We start from the raw sequence: 21,629 nt of genomic DNA, 5'->3' as shown, positions 1-21,629 counted from the left end.
GGGTTAAAGGTTGAAAACACGGTTATCGAAAAATCAAATGTTCTCCTTTTTCGCGAAGCTCGAGGAGAATCGCAAAGTACGCATAGCTCTTATCGTTATATATGTCGTCCTAGCTTTATTAATTTGTTTGCATATCGGGCTTTTCCGGATCATCTACTCGGACTTTTTCCCGATCGACGGGGATTTCCAGAACTTCAACGGATACCGCAGGCTGTTCGCCGGGCAAATTCCTTTTAAAGACTTCGATTATTACTTAGGGCTTGGGCCTCTCTATAGCAATGCGGGGTTGCTCCTTTTGCTGGGCGGAAACTTCACGGCCAGTCTGTTCGCGACGAATTTTCTGACAAGTTTCATGTTGCTGATCTCCATTTATGTGGTGAGCCGATCGAACCGCAGAAGTCCGCGAACCAGCCTCATTTTAACGGTTCTTTTCCTGATGATGGGCTGTGGCATGCTTCCGTACTTCCCTGCGTTCTCCTTCCTTGCCTATATCGTGCCGGGCAACTCCGATCGGATGGTCCGGGCATTCCTCCCTTTCCTTGTCGTGTTTGTCGCCTTCTTGGCGCAAAGACCGCCTGTTAAAGGGTGGGCGGATGCTATTCGAGGCAAAATCAAGCACCCCGTTTGGATTTCCGTTTTGAGGGGCGCGATGCTCGGCGGGTGTATTCCATGGTCTAACGATTATGGTCTAAGCGCTTTTTTGGCGGGTTTCATTCTGTATTGTGCCCTGAAGGTCAGATGGAACTGGAAGTCACTGCTTCATCCGATTGTATTTATCGCCGGCGGGTTGGCCGGATGCTTTATCATGGCGAATGTCCTTACGCTCGGCCATTTCTGGAACTGGTTCAGCTACAACTTCTTGGGGGTGGCGTCTGAGCAGTTTTGGTATTACGATACTTCCCCTTCCGTCAAGCTGTTGACCGTCCATGATATCCCTTTTAACTCCAGCATAGCTCTCGGCTTGGTTTTCATGGGTTATTTGCTATTGAAAATCTATCGCGCGAAACATACACGGGAAGACCTGTATCTGCTGTTCATGCTGCTGACCACTTTGATCGCCGGCTACGCATACGCTTTCGGCAGCAGCAAAGCCGGATTGTTTATCCCCCTGCAATTAGTACTTTTCGTTTCCATTGTCAGCAAAATTACGGTGTTCCGAAAACGACTGGCTATGGACGCGATTCTGGTGGCGATATCCCTTGCATTAATCATTCCGCCAATCTACTCCACGTTAGAGCAAATGAACGACACTAGAGAAGTCTATGTGCCGCAATTGCATGGTTATTTGAAGAGCTACGGTCCGGAACTCCAGTCCGTCAGCCAGGGTTTGTTGCAAGGCAAGAAAGTATTTTCTACCTATGCTTCCGCCTTGGAAGTGATGATGAACCAGTATCAGCCATCCGGCATCGATTACATTATCCATGTTTTAGGCGACGATAATCGCGAGAGATATATGCGTTCGCTTGAGGAAAGTAAACCGGATTTCGTTACCACCGTGAGGGAAGATTTCAACTTTTACGAAATTTGGGCGAAGAGGGCGAATTGGTTTTTCTACCGGGAGATTTTGCAGAAATACGAACCAGTAGCTCTTACCCCTTACAGCGTAATTTGGAAGCCGCTACAGACGCCGGCTACGGTCCAAGCGAAAGCAACCGTGACGATGAACAGGCTGGCCGGAAATCGAGTCCAATTCCAAGTAACCGTTCCGGACAGCCAACTGAGCCATGTGATCGTGGAATTGGACATATCGTACTCCTCGATTTGGAATGCCAATCGGATCAAAGGCTTGGGGATAAAGAAAATCGTAAGCATATACGACGGATGGTCCAAAGAGTGGAATGGGCAAGTCGGTTCCTATAACGTTCCGGAATCCAAGCAGCATTTGAAAATTCCCGTCAGGATCGTAAACGGAACCGGAGAAGCAACCTTGCAATCCTTGCCAGCCGATCTGACCCGGATGGATGTTACCCATTCTGAAATATCGGGCATGATGAGGGACGTGGATTATTACGATCTGGACAAGTTCAAAGCCGATGAATATTTCCAAGCCGCTAATTTGACCGACGCTAACTGGATGAATGGCTTGAAGTCGGATGAAGACGTTTTGTTAATGCCCAATAAGCCCGATGTAGCCTATAAAATCAAAAACGCGAAGTTTATCGTCGCGGAAAACGGTAAAAAGTATCCGATCGATCAAGTCCAAATGGTGGATCAGAATTGGATCCATATCTTGATCAACCAGCCGGTCAGGGCAGACTTGGAGTATCCTCACAAGTTGAAATTTGTCGATAAATAAACAGCCAAACAGTTACGGAAATCGTCGGAATATGTTCTAATAAGGTAAAAGCAAGTTTGAAACGGAATGTGGGGGCTACAATGAAATTTCCGAATTCGATCATTTCGGTTGCAACGATCCTGCATAATGACGAAGCCATACTCGAATCGTATTTGATGGAAACCGGCCAAGTGCTACAACAATGCTGCGAGAAATACGAGATCGTATTGATCGATAACGGATCGACGGATCGAACCGGTGCGTTAATCCAAACGCTCCAAAAACAAATGGTCAATATCCGGCTCCTTACCTTGTCTCGGCATTACGACGAGGAGCACGCGCGAATCGCGGCCTTGGACCATTGCATCGGAGATATTGTTGTTTTGATGGATGTGAACTTCGACCCGCCGTCCGTTATCCCCGCCATGTTGAAGCAAATGAACGGCGGTTATGACATCGTGATCGGTGAACGTACTAACCGGAATGATGAGCGTTTCGTGGATCGTGCGGCCGCAAAAGCATTCTACCGGATCAGCCAATGGCTGACGGGATTCCGGATTGACCCGAATCAAACCGATTTCGTTGCTCTCAGCCGAAAAACGGTGAATTCGCTGGTTCAGATCCGCGATCGGAGCAGATACCTCAAGTACTTGAAACTGGAAGTCGGATATAAACGGACGACCGTCAAGTACGACCGCATTCAAAGAAACCGGGAAAAAAAGCGCCGCGGTATACTCGAATCGTTCGGATTTGCCGTCGAAATGATCTTCACCAATTCCGACAAACTGCTTAGAACCGTATCTTTATTGGCTTTATTCGTCAGCATGATCAACCTGGTCTACGTGATTTACGTCCTCCTAGTCGCTCTATTCAAGCGGAACGTAGCGGAAGGGTGGACGACGACGTCTCTGGTGAACGCAAGTATGTTCGGATTGCTGTTTATCATCTTGTCAATTATCGGGGTCTATATCTCTTCCATTTTAAAGGAAACGAAAAAAGGACCTCTCTATTACGTGACCGATGAATCTAACAGCTCCATGATCTATCAAAATGTAGAAAAGAAAAATATCGTATAAGCCAAGGTGATTTTTTATGAAAGGTTTAATCGGCTACACCGGGTTTGTCGGGGGCAACTTGCGCATTCAAGCTTCATTCGATAAGCTATACAATTCCCGCAATATCCGGGAAATCGAAGGAGAATCCTTTGAGCTGCTAGTTTGTTCGGGGGCTCCGGCAGTGAAATGGAAGGCGAATCAAGAGCCGGAAGCCGATCGATCCAATATCGAGATTTTAATGAATCATTTGAAGAAGGTTCGCTGCGAGAGACTGGTCCTGATTTCAACGGTCGACGTGTATAAATCGCCGTTGGAAGTGGATGAGGACACTCCGATTGAAACCGATGCTCTCGAGCCCTATGGCAAACATCGCCGTCAGTTGGAAACCTTCATCGCCGAGCAATTCCCGAAGGTGCACATCATTCGCCTTCCCGGTTTATTCGGACCAGGTTTAAAGAAGAACATCATCTATGATTTCATGAATGAAAATTTGGTTCAAAACATCGATTGCGAACATGAATTCCAATTTTATAATTTGGAACGTTTGTATCTCGACATCACGAAGGTCATCGAAAACGATCTCGAAATTGTCAACTTCTCAACGGAACCCGTCAGCGTTCGCGAAGTGGCAAAACATGCCTTTGATCTGGATTTTGCGAACCGGACCGGTAAAGCCCGAATTCGCTACGACATGAAGACGAAATTCGCGAGATTGCTGAATGGCGGCTCCATGGATCATTACTTGATGTCTAAATCCGAACAACTGGATCAAATCCGGGACTTCGTCAACCAAACCGGGAGTGGGGATCCGACCAAATGAAATTGGCCATCTCGAATATCGCTTGGTCTGATCGGGAAAACGAGGACATCAATCGTCTTTTAGACCAGTATGGAGTGGATTCGATCGAAGTCGCTCCGACGAAAATTTGGCCGGATCCGATTCGGACGACCCTTTCCGAGTGCCTCGCATACCGTTCTTATTGGTCAGACCGGACCAAAAAAATCGTATCCATGCAGTCTCTTTTGTTCGGTCGACCCGATTTGACCCTGTTCGGCGACGAGCAGTCCAGAGAGAACGCCTATGAATATTTGGCGGAAATGATCCGATTAGGAACATCTCTCGGCGCAAAAGCGTTTGTTTTCGGGTCGCCTAAAAACAGATCCGCCGGGTCTCTGTCATCCCGTGAGGCTTACCGGATCGCCATTCCGTTTTTCGAACGGCTCGGGGAGGTGGCCCGGTCCTACGAAGCGAAATTTTGCGTGGAACCGAATCCTGCCGCTTACGGATGCGATTTTATCCGGAATACGGATGAAGGGATCGATTTGGTGAAAGCCGTCGGCCATCCGGGCTTCGGACTGCACCTGGATGCGGCGGCCATGGCGCTTAACGAGGAGAACGTAGGCGAGTCGCTGGAAAAAGCGTTTCCTGTACTCGCCCACTTTCACATCAGCGAACCTTACCTGCAAAAAGTGCCGTCGGGACAGGTGAACCATGCCGTGATCGCGTCCCAATTAAAGCAGTTGCAATATTCCGGTTATGTTTCCATTGAGATGAAAGACGGTCTTCATGAGTCGAATGCCATTACGGTCAAAGAGTGCCTGGATTATGCAACGGGAATATATCTCGGCTGAAGGAGGGGATTAAGTGCCAGAAATCATGAACGACGCATCTTGGCAAGTCCCGCACGCTGAGGAGATCGAGCTGTTCGATAAGAAGTGCGATTATTGCGTGGTCATTCCCGTCATTAATGAAGGCGAGAGAATCCGCAGCCAGTTAAGGGCCATGAAGCCCCTCGCCGAACAGGTAGATATCCTCATCGCGGACGGAGGGAGCACCGACGGCTCCTTGGTTCCCGAGTTTCTGCGTTCGGTTGGCGTGCGTACTTTACTCGTCAAAAAGGACAAAGGAAAGTTGAGCGCGCAGCTGCGAATCGCGTATGCCTATGCGTTGCGCCAAGGCTATAAGGGTGTCATAACGGTAGACGGAAACAACAAGGACGGAGTGGAGGCGATCCCCGATTTCATTCGTCATTTGGACAAGGGGTACGGTTTGGTTCAAGGCTCCCGCTACGTGAAAGGCGGACAAGCGATCAACACCCCGGTTGTCCGGGATCTGGCGATTCGGTTGCTTCATGCTCCGATCATCAGCTTGGCCGCCCGTCATCGTTATACGGATACGACCAACGGTTTCCGGGGGTATAGCCGGGAATATTTGCTTGACCCGAGGGTACAACCGTTCAGGGACGTTTTCAATTTGTACGAATTGCTGGCCTACATGTCGGTCAAAGCTCCCCGCTTGGGTTACCCGACCATCGAGATTCCCGTAACGAGAAGATATCCGGACAGCGGAGAAGTTCCCACCAAGATCAGCCATTTCCGAGGAAACCTTCTCCTTCTGAGGACGCTATTCCACTTGTTCACGGGCGCTTATGAACCTTCGAGAATCCAAGAGGGGCCAAAACTATGAGAACGTCGCCGGAGCGTTACGAAGCGGTCGTCATTGGCGGAGGCTTTTATGGCTGCAGCATCGCCATTAAACTTCGCGAAACCTTCGACAAGGTGCTTCTCGTGGAGAAAGAGCCGGACCTCCTTTCTCGCGCTTCGCTCGTCAACCAAGCGAGGGTGCATAACGGCTATCATTATCCCCGCAACCTGGTAACGGCCATCCGATCGTATGTGAATTTTCCCAGGTTTATTGAAGAATTCAAACCGTGCATCGTTGACGATTTCACCAAGCTGTACGGCATTGCCAGAATGGGTTCCAAGGTGAATGCATATCAATTCCATCAGATGTTTAAAGGGATCGGTGCTCCTATCGAAAGAGCCCGCGAGCGTTACCGGAAATTTTTCAACCCCGAATTGATGGAAGAGTTATTCGAGGTGAAGGAGTTCGCTTTCGACGCCGTCGTATTGAAAAACATGATGCGATCCAAAATGGAACGGGCTGGTGTGACCTATCGGACGAACACCGAGGTTTGGAAGGTGGAAAAAGGCCCGCACGGGGATGTTCGAGTGTTATTGAACGACGGCGAAACCTTAAATGCGAATTGCGTATACAATTGTACCTATTCGCAGATCAACAAGCTTATGGGCAATTCGGAACTCCCGCTACTACCTTTTAAACACGAGATAACCGAAATGGCGTTGATCGAGATGCCTGAGGAATTAAAAAACATCGGAATTACCGTCATGGACGGACCGTTCTTCTCGACGATGCCTTATCCTTCGGAAAACCTGCATTCCCTGAGCCATGTCCGATATACGCCTCATCTAAGTTGGTCCGACTACGAACAATTGATAGACGGGCATCAATACTTGAAAACCTTAAATCCGGAGTCCAGATACCTATACATGATCCGGGACGTCCAAAGATATTTGCCTGCTATTTCACAAGCTGCTTACAAGAAATCTATCTACGAAGTAAAGACAGTGCTGTTGCAAAACGAGAATGATGACGGTCGCCCTATTCTCTATCGCGAATACCCCGAATTCCAAAGCTTCGTAAATATTATGGGCGGCAAAATCGATAATATATATGACGTGCTAGAAAGCTTGGACGAACGCTTGGCGATCTTCAGGGAAGTAGCGGTTTCGTCGGAATTCCAATAAACCGTACGATAATAATAAATTGGGCTGGTGTTTATTGCGTGATTAACGCTCTGCTGCTTCTAGGCAATGTTTTTTTGATGACTGCGGGCCAAGTTCTATTTAAACAAGGAGCAAAATCTTTATCCGGATTATCCGTTTCGAATCTCATTCCGGTCGTGACGAATGTGTACCTGCTGTCCGGAATTTTCGTATATGCTTGCTCCACCGTGCTTTGGGTTTATGTTCTTTCCAGAATGAATCTCAGCTTGGCGTATCCTACACAAAGCTTGTCCTATATATTTGTCATGATTGCTTCTTATCTCATTTTCAGAGAACCCGTTTCAATGGCCCAATGGGCAGGGATTGCACTGGTTTTGGCGGGTGTCGTTTTTATCGCTCAAGGATAAGCAAAAGTTGCCATATTTTTAAAATTGAGGAGGCAGAGCACATGAAAGGAATCATCTTAGCCGGCGGTACCGGATCGCGTTTATATCCTTTAACCAAGGTCACGAACAAACACTTGCTTCCGGTCGGCAAGTACCCGATGATTTTTCATGCGATCGCGAAGCTGAAGGAGTCCGACATTAAAGATATCTTGATCGTAACGGGCAAAGATCATATGGGAGATGTCGTCAACTTGCTCGGGAGCGGTAAAGAGTTCGGGCTTTCGTTCACATACAAGGTGCAGGATGAAGCGGGCGGTATCGCCCAAGCTCTCGGATTGGCGGAACATTTCGTGGGCGATGATTCGATGGTTGTCATTCTGGGGGATAATGTGTTCGAAGATTCCATTGCTCCATACGTGGAAAATTTCAGAAAGCAAGGAAAAGGTGCCAAGATTCTTATTCAAGAGGTGCCGGATCCGAATCGATATGGCGTTCCGGAACTGGACGGGGACCGAATCGTTTCCATTGAGGAGAAGCCGTCCCATCCTAAGAGTCAATACGCGGTAACCGGAATATACATGTACGATGCCGAAGTGTTTAACGTTGTCCGTCGTTTGAAGCCCTCGGCTCGCGGAGAGTTAGAAATCACGGATGTGAACAATAGCTATATCGAAGAGGGAACGTTAACTTATGATGCCCTTCAAGGGTGGTGGACGGACGCCGGCACCTATGGTTCGCTTATGAAAGCGAATGAGTTGGCGCAAGAAGTCCGTTTCGGCGAGGAGTTCGGCAAACTTAAATTGTAAGGTGATCAAGAGATGATAGTAACGGAAGGCAAGCTGCCGGGTGTTAAGCTAATCGAACCGAAGGTTTTCCAAGATCACCGCGGATTTTTCGTGGAGAGCTATAATCAAGAACGCTATGTGCAGAATGGCATTCCTATGGTTTTCGTTCAGGACAATCATTCTTTGTCCGTCGAAACCGGCGTCTTACGCGGACTGCACTACCAGTTGGAGCCGAAGGCTCAAACCAAACTGGTTCGAGTGACGGCCGGCTCCATTTACGATGTTGTGGTGGATATTCGGAAAGGCTCACCGACTTTCGGCCATTGGGAAGGGTTTACGTTATCCGCCGATAACAAGCATCAGCTCCTTGTGCCTAAAGGTTTCGCGCATGGTTTCTGCACGCTGGAGCCGAACACAGAAGTGCAATACAAGGTGGACAATCTTTATTCGGCGGAACACGATCGGGGAATCGCATGGGACGATCCTGCGATTGGGATCACATGGCCGGTTGAACACGCGATTCTCTCGGAGAAAGACACTCGCCATCCTAAGCTAGCCAATGCTGAAATCAACTTCATTTTCGAAGGGTGAACGTCTTGAGATTGCTGATTACCGGCGGAGCCGGTTTTATCGGAAGCAACTTCGTCCACTACGTGAGACGGGAGCATCCGGAGTATGAGGTCATCAATGTAGACTTGCTTACTTATGCAGGTAACCTGGATAACCTGGAAGGGGTCGGCGGAGAGAACTACCGATTCGTCCGCGCGGATATCGCGGACCGAGCTGCCATGGAGTCGATATTCCAGGAGAGAGTCGACACGGTCGTCAACTTCGCAGCGGAGTCCCATGTAGATAGAAGCATTCTTGATCCCGGAATTTTCGTAAGGAGCAACATCCAAGGGACTCAAACTTTGCTGGATTTGTCTAAGCAGTACAAGGTGGGCAACTACATTCAAGTCTCTACGGACGAAGTATACGGAACCTTGGGGGCTGAAGGGCTTTTCACGGAAGAAACGCCGCTCGCGCCCAATAGTCCTTACTCCGCAAGCAAGGCGGGAGCGGACCTCCTAGTTCGGGCATATCATGAAACGTTCGGTCTCCCCGTGAACATAACGAGATGTTCCAACAACTACGGACCGTACCAGTTTCCCGAGAAACTGATTCCGCTCATGATCCGCAATGCTTTGGCGTATAAGCCTCTGCCGGTATACGGAGACGGGCTCAACGTCCGGGATTGGCTTTACGTTGAAGATCATTGCAGCGCGATCGATTTGGTGGTTCATAAGGGAGTCAGCGGGGAAGTCTATAATGTCGGCGGGCATAACGAAAGAACGAACCTGCAGGTCGTCCGTACGATTCTTCAGGAGCTGGGTCGTCCGGAATCGCTGATTTCTTACGTCGAAGACCGTTTGGGGCACGACCGCCGCTATGCGATCGATGCGTCGAAGATCCGCCGCCAGTTGGGCTGGAATCCGAAACACGATTATGAATCCGGCATTCGTGCCACGATCCAGTGGTATCTGAATAACGAGAAGTGGATGGAGCGCATCGAAACGGGAGCGTATCGGGAAAATGGCTGATTTTACGGTAGTTGTTACCGGAGCAGGAGGACAACTGGGGCAGGAATTAGTGAGCCTACGGCGCCCAGGAGTCACTTTCATCGGTCTGGATCGCGAGCAGCTCGATATCACGGACAGCTCATCCTGCCGTCAGGTGATGGAGCGAATCAATCCCGATGCCGTCATCCATGCGGCTGCATACACCGCGGTGGATCTCGCCGAATCGGAACCGGAAAAGGCCTACCTTATTAACGTAACGGGAACCCGTAATATGGCTGAAGCAACGGAATCCGTCGGCGCGAAGTTTTGCTATGTCAGTACCGATTACGTTTTCGACGGCCGGGGGAAGCAGCCTTACGGCGAAGACGACCGCACCGGTCCGCAAACGGTGTACGGAAGAACGAAGCTCGAGGGTGAGCAGGCTGCCTTAGCTGCTTGCAGCCGCACTTTCGTCGTACGAACATCTTGGGTCTATGGAAAGTACGGGGCCAACTTCGTTCATACGATGCTAAAGCTGGCTGAAACGCGTCCATCGCTCACCGTCGTAAACGACCAGACCGGAAGCCCGACTTACACGCTTGATCTTGCGCGGTTTTTGACGGACCTGGTTTTAACCGAACTTTATGGCGTTTACCACGCGTCGAACAGCGGAACTTGCACGTGGTTTCAGTTTGCCCAGGCGATCTTCGAAGAATCCGGCAAGAGTGTTCAAGTTCTTCCATGTACGACGCAAGAATTTCCCCGTCCTGCTCCCAGGCCGGCGTATTCGGTCCTCGGCCATGACGCCATGGAACGAGCGGGATTTGAACCCATGCGTCATTGGCGGCAAGCATTGAGGGATTTCCTGGTTAAAGATTAGTACATTCTTCCCTGATACCCAATAACTCATACGCCTCGGTGTTGGCGGTCGTGCACATACTAACTCCGTCAACAATCAAGGAGGTGCCAACGACAACATGGCAGGCAGCAGACGAAGAAAATTGGTGCCGGAATGCGACCCCGCGATTCAGCAAATGAAGTACGAAGTTGCGGGCGAGTTGGGAATTCCGATCGGCGGTACGTCCTCGCTCGCGGGTTTGGACTCCGAAATGGCGGGCGAATTGGGCAGTATCGGGGGAACGTCAGGCGGACAGAACTACCTGGGTTTTATAACCGCCCGGGAAGCGGGTTCGATCGGCGGATATATTACGAAAAGGTTGGTTCAACAGGCGGAGCAGCAAGCGCAGCAAACGATTCTGTAAGCCGCGCCACGCAAGGCTTCGCTCATTGACACCCCTCGACAAATCCGTTATTATTATTACTCGAAGGTTTGTCTAACAACCTTTTCCAAGCGGAAAAGGTTCATTTTTTTATATGGGGGTTGAAGAATTTGTCGATTAAAGGGCGGCATCTCTTCACATCCGAATCGGTCACGGAAGGCCATCCGGATAAAATATGCGATCAGATTTCCGACGCGGTATTGGACGCGTTTCTTGAAGTGGATCCCTACGCTCGCGTAGCTTGCGAAGTTTCGGTAGCCACAGGACTCGTTCTCGTTATCGGAGAAATCAGCAGTAAAGCGGACTACGTGGACATTCCGGCCATTGTCCGCCGCACGATTAAGGAAATCGGGTACACCCGTGCGAAGTACGGTTTCGACAGTAGCACGTGTGCTGTTCTTACTTCGCTAAACGAGCAGTCGGCCGACATCGCGCAAGGCGTTAACGCCGCTCTTGAAAGCCGGGAAGGCGCGAACATCCGCGAAGAGAACGCGGATATCGGCGCAGGCGACCAAGGCTTGATGTTCGGCTTCGCAACGAACGAAACGCCTGAATACATGCCGTTGCCGATCGCGTTGGCGCACCGTCTGTCGCGCCGTCTGTCGGAAGTGCGCAAGAACGGCACCCTCGACTATCTGCGTCCGGACGGCAAGACGCAAGTGACGATTCAGTATCAGGACGGCAAACCTGTAGGCGTGGAGACCATCGTTATCTCGACCCAGCATGCCGAAGAGGTTACCTCGGAGCAAATCGACCGCGATATTCGCGAACATGTCATCGCTCCGGTCGTTCCGGCGGAATGGCTGAACAGCGAAACCAAATACTTTATCAACCCGACGGGCCGTTTCGTTATCGGCGGACCGCAAGGCGATGCCGGCCTCACCGGCCGCAAAATCATCGTCGACACCTACGGCGGCTATGCTCGCCATGGTGGCGGAGCCTTCTCCGGCAAAGATCCGACGAAGGTCGACCGTTCCGCAGCTTACGCTGCTCGTTATGTCGCGAAGAATATCGTTGCCGCAGGTCTTGCCGACAAGTGCGAAATCCAGCTGGCTTACGCGATCGGCGTAGCCCGCCCGGTATCCATCAATGTGGACACTTACGGCACGGGTAAAGTGAGTGAAGAGAAGCTCGTTGAGCTGATCGAGAAAAACTTCGATCTGCGCCCGGCCGGCATAATCAAAATGCTCGACCTGCGACGTCCGATCTACGCGCAGACCGCGGCATACGGTCATTTTGGCCGTACCGACCTTGACCTGCCGTGGGAACGCTTGGACAAAGTCGAGGCTTTGAAGCAAGGCGCATCGGCATAATCCCGATAAAGATGAGGGCTTCCGCGAACCGCGGAAGCTCTTTTTATTGCGATTTTTCATGGTGAAGTTGTCGTTTTTGAGTCCTTCGTCCCTAAAGTTCCAACACGTGGAAACCGAAATAAAAGGTACAAGACTGTACTTCCTGGGAGGATACTCATGCCGCGTCTTCGCATTTTGTCTATAGCTCTTTTCCTAGCGCTGCTCATCCAAGTGGTTGCTGCTCCTATTGGGCCTTTTACAGCTGCTGTCAGCGCTGCTGTCTCTGATGTTGCGCCTACAACGAGCCCTGCTTCCGGAACAAGCATTACACCAAGCAGGCCCATCTACATGACATTCGACGAGCCGGTGCGCAGGGGGACGGGTTCGATTGTCATTCGGAATGCATCCACGAATGCGGCCGTGGCCACTTATGATGTCGCTAGTGATGAGAGCAATCTACAGTGGGTCCAAACAACGACGGTGATGATTAAAACCGTAAACGCACCAGGTAATTATTATATTGAGGTTCCTCCAACCGCGATTATCGGCGTTACGTCAGGCGCAACTTTCCCAGGACTTTCAGGAACGGGTGCCGGCGGGTATGTGTTTACCGTTATCCCAGCCATTGCTCCGACCAGTCTGAGCTTGAATCCGAACGCGGCGAAAGTGGATATCGATCATGCTCCATTTGACTTGGTCATGAAGTTTTCCCAAGCGATCAAAATCTTGCCTGCTGGAACCATTCAAATCCGCAAGGACTCCGATGACAGCATTGCTGAAACGATAGACCTATCAACGATAGCTGTCGACAATGCAACCTTTACCGTGACAATTCCCGTTATTCGTTCGCAATTGTCGTACAGCACGAAGTATTATGTCCGGATTGAGCCGGGTACGATTGCGGACTTGAGCGATAACCCTTATAACGGGATAACTGCGAAAACGACATGGTCGTTCGTCACGATGGATAAGTACGACGACGTAAAGCCCAAGGTTGCTTCGTACATTCCTCCAAACGGAGGCACTTTGAACAAACCTGATGGGAATCTGGTTCTCGTGTTCGACGAGAAGGTCTTCCCGGGATCCAGCTCCATTGTTATCAAGAATCCGGATAACTCACTATTCTGCGCTATACCGGTGAGTTCGTCTGCCGTATCCGTCAATAATACGACCGTAACGGTGACACCGCAGTTTGGATCCACCTGTCCGTATTTCGTGAACGGTTCGAGATATAGCGTAACTTTAGACGGTCAGGCCTTCCGGGACGGTACGGGCAATTATTTTGACGGAAGCACTTGGAGTTTCACTGTAGATGTGGATAAAACTGCACCTACCATCGTGAGTACCACACCGGCGTCAGGTTCGACCAATGTGCCTTATCCGATGACGACATTCAGCGCCGTATTCAGCGAACCGGTTAAAAAAGTTGGAACCGCGACTGGTACGATTTTTCAAACCAGTTCGCCAAGTTTGAAGATTAACCTGAACATTGCCGTGGACCCTTCTGATAATAAAAAGGTCAACTTTACGATCAGCAGCGGTTCTCTTAAGGTCAATACGCGATATTCGATCAACTTCCCGGCTAACGTCATTCAGGACCTGAACAATAATGCTTTCGCAGGTATTACAAATCCCAATGCCTGGTCTTTCGAAACGGGCGGAGCGGGCACGACGCCGACGCTGACCAAGGCGGAAATGGACAATTCGTCTATCGTCCTCACCTACAGCGAAACTTTGGATGCGACAAAAGTTCCAACGAATGGGGATTTTTACGTAACGGCAAATAATACTTACAATGCTGTCACGGGTGTTACGATTAGCGGAAGCACTGTGCGGTTGACACTGCAAACTGCGGTGTTGACTACCCAGGTTGTGAGGGTTTCTTATTCCTTGAACAGTAGCAAGGATAAACGGATTCAATCCGCACAACTTAAAGAGGTTGCGGCATTCACCAACCGCAATGTTTCGCCGGATACCCAGGCGCCCAAGCCGGTCAGCGGTACGGCGACGCCAGCAGTGGTGAATTTGGTCTTCAATAAAACTTTAGCCACCCTTGGTACCAATGCGCAAACGCAATTCCAAGTTTTATGGAATGGTCAGACGATCAATCCGACGTTTGCTGTGGCGAATGGGAATACCATTTTGTTGTCTTTCCCTGCCGTATCCACGACAGTGGGAACCGTTGCAGTATCCTACTCCCCGGGCGCAGTGCCGGTGAAGGATACCATAGGGAACCAAGCGGCTGCCTTTACATCTTTCTTCGTCGCGAACCCGACGGACACGACGGCGCCTACGCTCTCCGGAGCGACCGCCATTAATACGAAGTTGGTATTGGCGTATAATGAGGCATTGAAAACAACTGTGCTTCCGCCATTGACCAGCTTTACGATCGTGGCTGGCGGCGTGGAAGATCCGGTGACTGCCGTTGCAATCAACAGCAATACTGTTGAACTGACTTTAAAAACGGCGATCTCGAAAGATCAGCAGATCGCGATCACCTATATTCCTGGAACAAACCTTCTCTCGGACTTAAACGGTAATCCTGCGCCTGCTATTAATGGGATGCAGATTACGGGCGGGGCCGTGCAGCCGACCACTTTGTCTTCCGCTTCTGCAAGCGGCAAGGTCATTCAGTTGATTTACTCCGCTCCATTAAGCAGTGCGAATATCCCTTTAGTGGGGCAATATACCGTCACCGTTGGCGGTACGAAGGTGCCTGTAACTTCGCTGGGGGTATCGGGCACGCAAGTGAACTTGAATCTTGAAACGGCAGTCGCATATAAACAAGAAGTAAAAGTCAGTTACGTAACGACCGGTACGGCTCTTAAAGACGTCTTTAACCAGACGATAGGGGCATTGACGGATCAGATCGCTACCAATCAGACTTCCTTGCTAGGAGACTTGGCAAGTTATTTGACCATCGACAGTGCCGGAGGTCTCCAACTGGTTCCCGGCTCCTTGACGAGAACTACGACACAACTTCCATCCGGCAGGTCAGCGAGCAAATACGCTGTTGACGCATCGAAGCTTAATGCCGCGTTTACGGCAATCAAGACCGGGTCCGGAGCAGAGATTAAAAGCACCGTGCTGACGATCCCGATCCCTTCCTCTGAACTTGGCGCGATTGTTAGCTTGCCTTTAAGCGGCTTAATAAGCTCGCAAGGAATCGTTTCTAACGGTGTGGTCCGAGTAGAGTATTCAGGAACAAGTTGGGAATTCCCGATAGGTGGAACTGGAGTTGTCGCAGTTGCTCAGAGTTCAGGTCTTGACCCGTCCGTAACGGATTTAATTCTAAGTATTGAAAAGGCTTCTAATCCAGTTATCGAAAGTGCCGTAACTTCATCAGGCGGACAAATTCTAGGTTCTGCAGTCGACTTCACTGCAAAAATTGTTTCGAATGGAATCGTAAGAGAATTTACGAATTCTTCGATCTACGTCAAACGCTCCATCACAGTCAGCGGCACAGGGGTTAATCCTTCGCAGCTCGCGGTTATGCGCGTTGACGGGGATTCTGGGGATCTCGTATACGTGCCGACGGTAAAGACCAAGTCGGGCAATAACATTATCGTGAACTTCCTCCGCAAGGATAATAGCGTCTATGCGGTCGTGAATAAAGCGCCTGCCGTCTTCTTCGATATGGGCGGTCATTGGGCGGAACGCGACGTGGCGATTCTGGCTTCGAAGAACATCGTCAGGGGAGTCTCCTTGACCGAATTCGAGCCGGAGACGAACATCACGCGGGCCGACTTCGCGGAATTCATCGCACGCGGCCTCGGATTGACCGGCGACCGTTCGGCGGCCGCTCGGTTTAGCGACGTATCGAATTGGTCGAGCGCGGCTTCTTACATCGGCGCGGCGAGCAAAGCGGGCATCGTGTCGGGCGACGCGGATGGCGGCTTCAGGCCGAACGACAACGTGACGCGTGAAGAGATGGCGTCCATGATGATCAGGGCCATGAAGTACGCCGGCGTGCAGCCGACGGTAGACCAGAGCGTTCTGAATCCGTTCTCGGATCAAGGAAGTATTAGCAGCTGGGCTCGCGAGGCGGTCATCGGCTGCGTACAGGCAGGTCTGATCTCCGGATATACGCCGTCGACGGTGAAGCCGAAGAACAACGCGACTCGTGCCCAAGCGGCTTCGATGATCAAACGTCTGCTGCTTCACGTGAACTTCCTCGACGAGTAAGGGGAGTAACCAAGTTGATTGATCATCAAGTGCTCATTGAACGCAGCATAGGTATGCCTGGTGTCACTTTACGATACCCGTTCGATCCGAACTTGTCGGTGTTGTACGTCGGAAGCAAAATGTTCGCCCTCCTCGGCAGCAACGGAGATCGGCTGAGCGTAAACCTGAAGGCCGATCCGGAAGAAGTTTGGCTGCTCAGGCAGCAATATCCTCGCTCGGTGCTGCCGGGGTACCACATGAACAAAAAGCATTGGAATACCGTCGTGCTCGACGGTTCCGTGCCGGATGGTGAGGTTCTTGCTATGCTGGAGCAATCCTATCAGCTGGTGAAGGCCAAGCTGACCCGATCCGAACGAGCGCAGATAGACGGGGAATAACGCTCATTCCAGAAGAACCCGGAAACTCTCATGAGTTTCCGGGTTTTTCCTTGTTCCCACAAACAAATCGAATCAACTGTTTCATTTTGATTACAATCTCTTATCGGATGTAACTTTTTCGTTCCCAAGTAGTCTATAAAACTAGGAATCTACGAGGGCCGCTCGGCTCTCTCCCAAAATTTATAGACCTACAGGAGAACCAAATGCGCTTAAAACTTCAACCTCGCACGACGAAAACAAAGAAAATCGTCCTGCCGCTTCTTGCGGGTATGCTCGTATTCACCGTTCCGATGGCCAATCCCGTCCTTATGGCTCCCATATCCCATGCCACTGCTGCGACGACCGTTACATACAAGTTGGTCAAAAACAGCGAAACGATGGTCACCTCAGGCGTCAAAGAAATCTCTTACTCTTGGGTTCCGTCCAGCTCGTCCCAAAAGACGGAAGTCATGCACGTCGTGCAAGTCGACCTGAACAACCCTTATGTCTCCTTGAACGTGATGGGAGGCAAAAACGGCAGCGTCAACGCACGCCAATCCGTTACCGCCATGGCGAAGGAAACGAAAGCGGTCGCGGGCATCAACGCCGACGTATTCAATACGACCGGCGACGGCGCGCCGATCGGGGCCCAGATCTCGAACGGCAACCTTCTCGTCAGCACGTCCCAGTTGAAGGGCATGTATGCATTCGCCGTCACGAAAGACCGCCAGCCGATGATCGACAATTTTACATTCGAAGGCACCGTCACCGCCGACACGGGGGCTTCTTTCCCATTGGCCGGCGTGAACAAATCTCTCTACTGGGCGGATCCCAACAAGACGAACAGCCACGTCGACGCTCTGTATATTTACACGAACGCATGGACGGCACCCGAGCGCCCGACCGGTACTGGCACCAAGCCAACCGAAGCGCTCGTCGTGGACGGATACGTGACCGAAATCTCGATTGACAAAGAAATCACGACGCCCGTGCCGGCGAACGGATACGTGCTGCGCGGTCACGGGAAAGCCGCCAAGTTCATCACCGACAATCTGATCGTAGGAAGCAAAGTCGGATCGGACTACCATTTGACTTCTTTGACGACCCAAAAAACGTATGACCCGGGTTCCTTCCAAATGCTCGTAGGAGGCCACACCATCCTCCTCGACCAAGGCAAGGCAGCGACTTTCTCCCGCGATATCGCCGGCGTCAGCGGCTCGGCGGACCGTGCACGTACGGCTGTCGGCTATTCCAAAGACGGAAAGACCGCGTACCTTATTACCGTCGAAGAGAATGGCGGGCGCGACGGCGTCTCCTTGAAAGAATTGCAGCAAATGCTCTTGCAGCTGGGCGTATGGAAAGCGGTCAACCTGGACGGAGGCGGTTCTACCACCATGGTTACCCGTCCGCTCGGAGAAACTAACGTTGCGCTGACCCATCCGACCTTCTATGGCACGACACAGCGACTCGTCGCGAACGGAATCGGCGTCTATACGAACGCGCCCAAAGGCGAAGTGAAAGGGATCGTCGCCAGCGGAACCAGCACCCTGTTCGTCGGGCAAGAAACTTCTTACTCCCTTAAAGGCTATGACACCTACTATAACCCGATCGATCCGTCCGGCATGCAGCCCAAATGGAGCATCAACAACTCCGTCGGTACGTTCAAGGACGGCAAGCTGACCGCAGCCAAACCCGGCAAGGCCACGATTACCGTAAAAGCGGGGCTTGCGTCGAACTCGTTGAACATCGAAGTCATCGGTCAAGATCAGATCGATCAACTTACGATCGATCCGAACACGACCTCTCTTCGTCCGGGCGCCGTCATTTCCGTGCCGGTGAAAGCTCGCCTGAAAGATGGCCGCGAGCTGTCCGTACCCGCGAACTCGATCAAATGGGAGTTCAAAGGCTTCAAGGCGACGGCAAGCGGCGGAAAATTGACGATCGACAGCGTGGAGGACGGAGCCCAATACGGTTTCGCCATCGCGCGGTACGACGGTTTCGGTACGGCCGCGATTTTGACGCCGGGAAGCGAGCAATCGCTCGAAACGTTCGAGAATCCGGGCTACCCGATCGACTTCAGCGGGCTTCCGGGCGAAACGACGGGCTCGGCTTCCTTGCTGACCGGAATTCCGGGGCATGAGTCCTCGCAAGTGCTCGATCTGGCTTACGACTTCACGAACGGCACGGGCAGCCGGTTCGCGTATGCCAACCTGAACGCGATGAACGGAGGCATCAACGTCGACGGAACGCCAAGCGCGATGACGCTCGACATGCTGGGCGACGCCAGCATGAACTATGCCCGGGCCGAATTCGTCGGTTCTGACGGCAAGACTGTTCTCGTCGACGTCGCGAAGAAGATCGACTGGTCCGGCTGGAAAACGGTCCGCATCGACCTGGCAGCTGCCGGCCTGAAAGGCCCGGCGAAGCTGACGAAGCTTTATGTCGTCAACTTGGAGCAGGACCAGGACGAGCGCGCCCTGCAAGGGGAAGTCGCGTTCGACAACCTGACGCTGCAGTATCCTCCAAAGCCGTTTACTCCGGTGAAGCCGACGATCGTGATGACCGTGGGCAAGAAGACGGCGATGATCGACGGGAAATCGACCCAGCTGCAGACCGCGCCGTTCCTGCTCAACGACGTCAACTATTTGCCGCTTCGTTTCGTGACGGAGACGCTGGGCGCCGAAGTCTCCTGGGATAACGCGACCAAGAGAGTGACGGTTCTGCGCGGGGATTCGATGCTCGAGTTGTGGGTGGGCCGCTCGGAAGTGACGCTGAACGGAGTCCGCCAGAAGGTGCTCGCCGCCCCCATTTTAAAGAACAACAGCGTGTACGTGCCGGTTCGCGTCGTCACCGAACAGCTGGGACAGAAAATCGATTGGGACGGCAAAACGAAGACCATTACAATTCACTAATCTTTCGATCGAAAGTCCTATCCGCCTCACCACGAAAATGAGAAATATGATATGATGAAGACAAGCTGTTAAGGGAGTCGTTAGCGTGGATTATCGAGTGGACCAAATCGATCAGGTCATCCAAAATGCGATTACCGTCATGGAAGACAGCAAGGTCCAGGTTTTCGAAATCGCCGAAGCGGCGCGCAGGGAACTTCTCAGTCTCCATAAGGAACTGGAGAAGGTCATTGCGGAGACGACGGAAGCGATCGATAAGGTCGACAAGCTGGAGAGGGAATACCGGCTGTCGAGAATCCGCCTGACCGAAGTGAGCCGCGATTTCGTCCGTTACACCGAACAAGACATCAAATCCGCTTATGAGAAAGCGACCCAGATCCAGCTTGACCTCATGGTTTTCAGGGAAAAGGAAAGCTATCTGCGAGCCAGGCGCAACGAATTGCAAAGCCGCGTCAAATCCGTCGAATTGTCCATTGAACGCGCGGAAACGATCGGCCTGCAGATGAACGTCGTTTTAGACTATTTATCCGGCGATTTGAACCAGGTCACCCGGATTCTCGAATCCGCGAAAAACCGCCAGTTGATCGGCCTCAAGATCATTTTGGCCCAGGAAGACGAACGCAAACGGATCGCCAGGGAAATCCACGACGGTCCGGCCCAATCGCTCGCCAACCTGGTGCTGCGGACGGAAATCGCGGAGCGGATGCTGGACACGAACGACCTGGAGCTCATCCGCAATGAGCTGATCGATCTTAAAACGCAAGTCCGGCAAGGCCTCGGAGAAATCCGCAAAATCATTTTCAACCTTCGCCCGATGGCTTTGGACGACTTGGGACTCGTGCCGACCCTTCGGAAATTTGTTCAGGATTTCGAGGAAAAGACGTTGATCCGCACCGTATTCGAAACGACCGGCAAAGAGAAGAGGCTTCCGTCCGCGATGGAAGCGGCCATGTACCGTCTCGTGCAGGAAGCATTCAACAACGCTTTGAAGCACGCCGAAGCGACCTTCGTGTCTCTCGATATGACATTCCAGGAAGACAGCATACAGATGACCATCGGGGATAACGGCAAAGGGTTTTCCGTGGAACAGGTGGAATCTCAGGCCAGAATCCATTCGCAGTTCGGCTTGGTCGGTATGCGGGAGCGCGTCGAACTGCTGCAAGGCAAGATCGATATCGAGTCGACAGCAGGTCAAGGGACCAAAATCAAAATTCAGGTTCCCATTAAATCGGAGCCAGGAAAGGAGTTAGGCGAGCATGGAAAGTAAGACGGCGGTTCGCAAGATCAAGGTGCTGCTTGCCGACGATCATCAGCTGTTCCGCGAAGGGCTGAAGAGGATTCTGAACATGGAGTCCGATCTTGAAGTCATCGGGGAATGCGGCGACGGCATTCAAGTACTCGAGTTTTGCAACCGGTACAAGCCAGACGTCGTGCTGCTTGACATCAACATGCCGATCGAAAACGGGGTGATCGCGACCGAGCGGCTGCGGGACATTTTCCCGGATATTAAAGTGATTATCCTTTCCATCCATGACGACGAGAGCTATGTTTTCGAAACCCTTCGCAAGGGCGCGACGGGGTATCTGCTGAAGGACATGGAGGCGGAATCGCTCATCAACGCGATCCGCACCGTAGCGGAGGGACATGCCTACATCCACCCCAAAGTGACGGGCAAGCTGATCAACCAGCTCCGCCGCATGACGTATTTGGATGAGATCGGGGCGACCTCCGGAGCTGCGGCGAGCCGCGAGACGGTGACCAAATTCATCCCCCGCGGCAACAATCCGCTCACCCGCCGGGAAGCGGAAGTGCTCAAGCTGATGGCCGAGGGCAAAAGCAACAAAACGATCGGCGAAAACCTGTTCATCAGCGAGAAAACGGTCAAAAACCACGTCAGCAGCATTCTCCAGAAAATGGAGGTCGACGACCGCACGCAAGCCGTCATCAACTCGATCAAATACGGTTGGGTGACGCTGTAAG

Annotated in this window: 18 protein-coding genes; all 18 read left to right on the top strand. The window is 51.7% G+C overall.

The features are described from left to right. Positions 1 to 10: 10 nt before the first annotated feature. A complete protein-coding gene (locus tag EAV92_RS17295) occupies positions 11 to 2,296 on the top strand; it encodes a hypothetical protein (RefSeq protein WP_123042246.1) in 2,286 nt (761 codons plus the stop codon). Between the two features lie 80 nt (positions 2,297 to 2,376). Continuing rightward, the gene (locus tag EAV92_RS17290; RefSeq protein WP_123042245.1) at positions 2,377 to 3,351 is read left to right on the top strand and encodes a glycosyltransferase family 2 protein; all 975 of its coding nucleotides are present in this window, start codon (positions 2,377 to 2,379) and stop codon (positions 3,349 to 3,351) included. A 16-nt stretch (positions 3,352 to 3,367) separates the two neighbouring features. Next, positions 3,368 to 4,150, top strand: a complete 783-nt coding sequence (locus EAV92_RS17285) for an NAD-dependent epimerase/dehydratase family protein (protein ID WP_123042244.1) — start codon at positions 3,368 to 3,370, stop codon at positions 4,148 to 4,150. Beyond that, positions 4,147 to 4,962: a sugar phosphate isomerase/epimerase family protein gene (locus EAV92_RS17280; RefSeq protein WP_123042243.1), complete on the top strand. Its 816-nt coding sequence runs from the start codon at positions 4,147 to 4,149 to the stop codon at positions 4,960 to 4,962. The genes EAV92_RS17285 and EAV92_RS17280 overlap by 4 nt, the downstream gene beginning before the upstream one ends. Positions 4,963 to 4,975: 13 nt before the next feature. Beyond that, a complete protein-coding gene (locus EAV92_RS17275; RefSeq protein WP_241158302.1) occupies positions 4,976 to 5,797 on the top strand; it encodes a glycosyltransferase family 2 protein in 822 nt (273 codons plus the stop codon). Further along, complete coding sequence (locus EAV92_RS17270; protein ID WP_123042242.1) at positions 5,794 to 6,939, top strand: FAD-dependent oxidoreductase; 1,146 nt, start codon at positions 5,794 to 5,796, stop codon at positions 6,937 to 6,939. Before EAV92_RS17275 ends, EAV92_RS17270 begins: the two co-directional genes overlap by 4 nt. Before the next feature lie 38 nt (positions 6,940 to 6,977). Then, the gene (locus EAV92_RS17265; protein ID WP_123042241.1) at positions 6,978 to 7,325 is read left to right on the top strand and encodes an EamA family transporter; all 348 of its coding nucleotides are present in this window, start codon (positions 6,978 to 6,980) and stop codon (positions 7,323 to 7,325) included. 41 nt (positions 7,326 to 7,366) lie between these two features. After that, positions 7,367 to 8,110: a sugar phosphate nucleotidyltransferase gene (locus tag EAV92_RS17260; protein WP_123042240.1), complete on the top strand. Its 744-nt coding sequence runs from the start codon at positions 7,367 to 7,369 to the stop codon at positions 8,108 to 8,110. A 12-nt stretch (positions 8,111 to 8,122) separates the two neighbouring features. Next, positions 8,123 to 8,680 carry a dTDP-4-dehydrorhamnose 3,5-epimerase gene (gene rfbC / locus EAV92_RS17255; RefSeq protein WP_123042239.1) on the top strand — a complete coding sequence of 186 codons (558 nt, stop codon included), beginning with the start codon at positions 8,123 to 8,125 and terminating at the stop codon, positions 8,678 to 8,680. A gap of 5 nt (positions 8,681 to 8,685) precedes the next feature. Continuing rightward, positions 8,686 to 9,669 carry a dTDP-glucose 4,6-dehydratase gene (gene rfbB, locus EAV92_RS17250; protein WP_123042238.1) on the top strand — a complete coding sequence of 328 codons (984 nt, stop codon included), beginning with the start codon at positions 8,686 to 8,688 and terminating at the stop codon, positions 9,667 to 9,669. Continuing rightward, positions 9,662 to 10,507 (top strand): dTDP-4-dehydrorhamnose reductase, encoded by an 846-nt coding sequence (gene rfbD / locus EAV92_RS17245; protein WP_123042237.1) that lies wholly within the window; start codon positions 9,662 to 9,664, stop codon positions 10,505 to 10,507. The genes rfbB and rfbD overlap by 8 nt, the downstream gene beginning before the upstream one ends. Positions 10,508 to 10,604: 97 nt before the next feature. Next, the gene (locus tag EAV92_RS17240) at positions 10,605 to 10,889 is read left to right on the top strand and encodes an alpha/beta-type small acid-soluble spore protein (RefSeq protein ID WP_123042236.1); all 285 of its coding nucleotides are present in this window, start codon (positions 10,605 to 10,607) and stop codon (positions 10,887 to 10,889) included. A gap of 128 nt (positions 10,890 to 11,017) precedes the next feature. Then, positions 11,018 to 12,220: a methionine adenosyltransferase gene (gene metK / locus EAV92_RS17235; RefSeq protein WP_123042235.1), complete on the top strand. Its 1,203-nt coding sequence runs from the start codon at positions 11,018 to 11,020 to the stop codon at positions 12,218 to 12,220. Between the two features lie 156 nt (positions 12,221 to 12,376). After that, positions 12,377 to 16,384, top strand: coding sequence for an S-layer homology domain-containing protein (locus tag EAV92_RS17230; RefSeq protein WP_123042234.1), 4,008 nt, complete (start codon positions 12,377 to 12,379; stop codon positions 16,382 to 16,384). Positions 16,385 to 16,398: 14 nt separating this feature from the next. Then, positions 16,399 to 16,761: an MmcQ/YjbR family DNA-binding protein gene (locus tag EAV92_RS17225; RefSeq protein WP_338134378.1), complete on the top strand. Its 363-nt coding sequence runs from the start codon at positions 16,399 to 16,401 to the stop codon at positions 16,759 to 16,761. A gap of 203 nt (positions 16,762 to 16,964) precedes the next feature. Then, positions 16,965 to 19,652, top strand: a complete 2,688-nt coding sequence (locus EAV92_RS17220) for a stalk domain-containing protein (RefSeq protein WP_123042233.1) — start codon at positions 16,965 to 16,967, stop codon at positions 19,650 to 19,652. An 85-nt stretch (positions 19,653 to 19,737) separates the two neighbouring features. After that, positions 19,738 to 20,916, top strand: coding sequence for a sensor histidine kinase (locus EAV92_RS17215; RefSeq protein ID WP_123042232.1), 1,179 nt, complete (start codon positions 19,738 to 19,740; stop codon positions 20,914 to 20,916). Further along, positions 20,906 to 21,628, top strand: coding sequence for a response regulator (locus tag EAV92_RS17210; protein ID WP_123042231.1), 723 nt, complete (start codon positions 20,906 to 20,908; stop codon positions 21,626 to 21,628). Before EAV92_RS17215 ends, EAV92_RS17210 begins: the two co-directional genes overlap by 11 nt. The last annotated feature ends 1 nt before the right edge of the window (position 21,629 follow it).

This window comes from Cohnella candidum (genome assembly GCF_003713065.1).
GTDB lineage: Bacteria > Bacillota > Bacilli > Paenibacillales > Paenibacillaceae > Cohnella > Cohnella candidum.
Note: the sequence above shows the minus strand (reverse complement) of the source record. Positions and strands in the feature narration are given on the sequence as shown.

Excerpts from the sequence above, each read along its gene's own strand:
- EAV92_RS17210 (WP_123042231.1), top strand. The coding sequence starts at position 20,906 with ATGGAAAGTAAGACGGCGGTTCGCAAGATCAAGGTGCTGCTTGCCGAC.
- EAV92_RS17290 (WP_123042245.1), top strand. The coding sequence starts at position 2,377 with ATGAAATTTCCGAATTCGATCATTTCGGTTGCAACGATCCTGCATAAT.
- EAV92_RS17220 (WP_123042233.1), top strand. The coding sequence starts at position 16,965 with ATGCGCTTAAAACTTCAACCTCGCACGACGAAAACAAAGAAAATCGTC.
- rfbD (WP_123042237.1), top strand. The coding sequence starts at position 9,662 with ATGGCTGATTTTACGGTAGTTGTTACCGGAGCAGGAGGACAACTGGGG.
- EAV92_RS17280 (WP_123042243.1), top strand. The coding sequence starts at position 4,147 with ATGAAATTGGCCATCTCGAATATCGCTTGGTCTGATCGGGAAAACGAG.
- EAV92_RS17240 (WP_123042236.1), top strand. The coding sequence starts at position 10,605 with ATGGCAGGCAGCAGACGAAGAAAATTGGTGCCGGAATGCGACCCCGCG.
- rfbC (WP_123042239.1), top strand. The coding sequence starts at position 8,123 with ATGATAGTAACGGAAGGCAAGCTGCCGGGTGTTAAGCTAATCGAACCG.
- EAV92_RS17230 (WP_123042234.1), top strand. The coding sequence starts at position 12,377 with ATGCCGCGTCTTCGCATTTTGTCTATAGCTCTTTTCCTAGCGCTGCTC.
- EAV92_RS17260 (WP_123042240.1), top strand. The coding sequence starts at position 7,367 with ATGAAAGGAATCATCTTAGCCGGCGGTACCGGATCGCGTTTATATCCT.
- EAV92_RS17270 (WP_123042242.1), top strand. The coding sequence starts at position 5,794 with ATGAGAACGTCGCCGGAGCGTTACGAAGCGGTCGTCATTGGCGGAGGC.
- EAV92_RS17285 (WP_123042244.1), top strand. The coding sequence starts at position 3,368 with ATGAAAGGTTTAATCGGCTACACCGGGTTTGTCGGGGGCAACTTGCGC.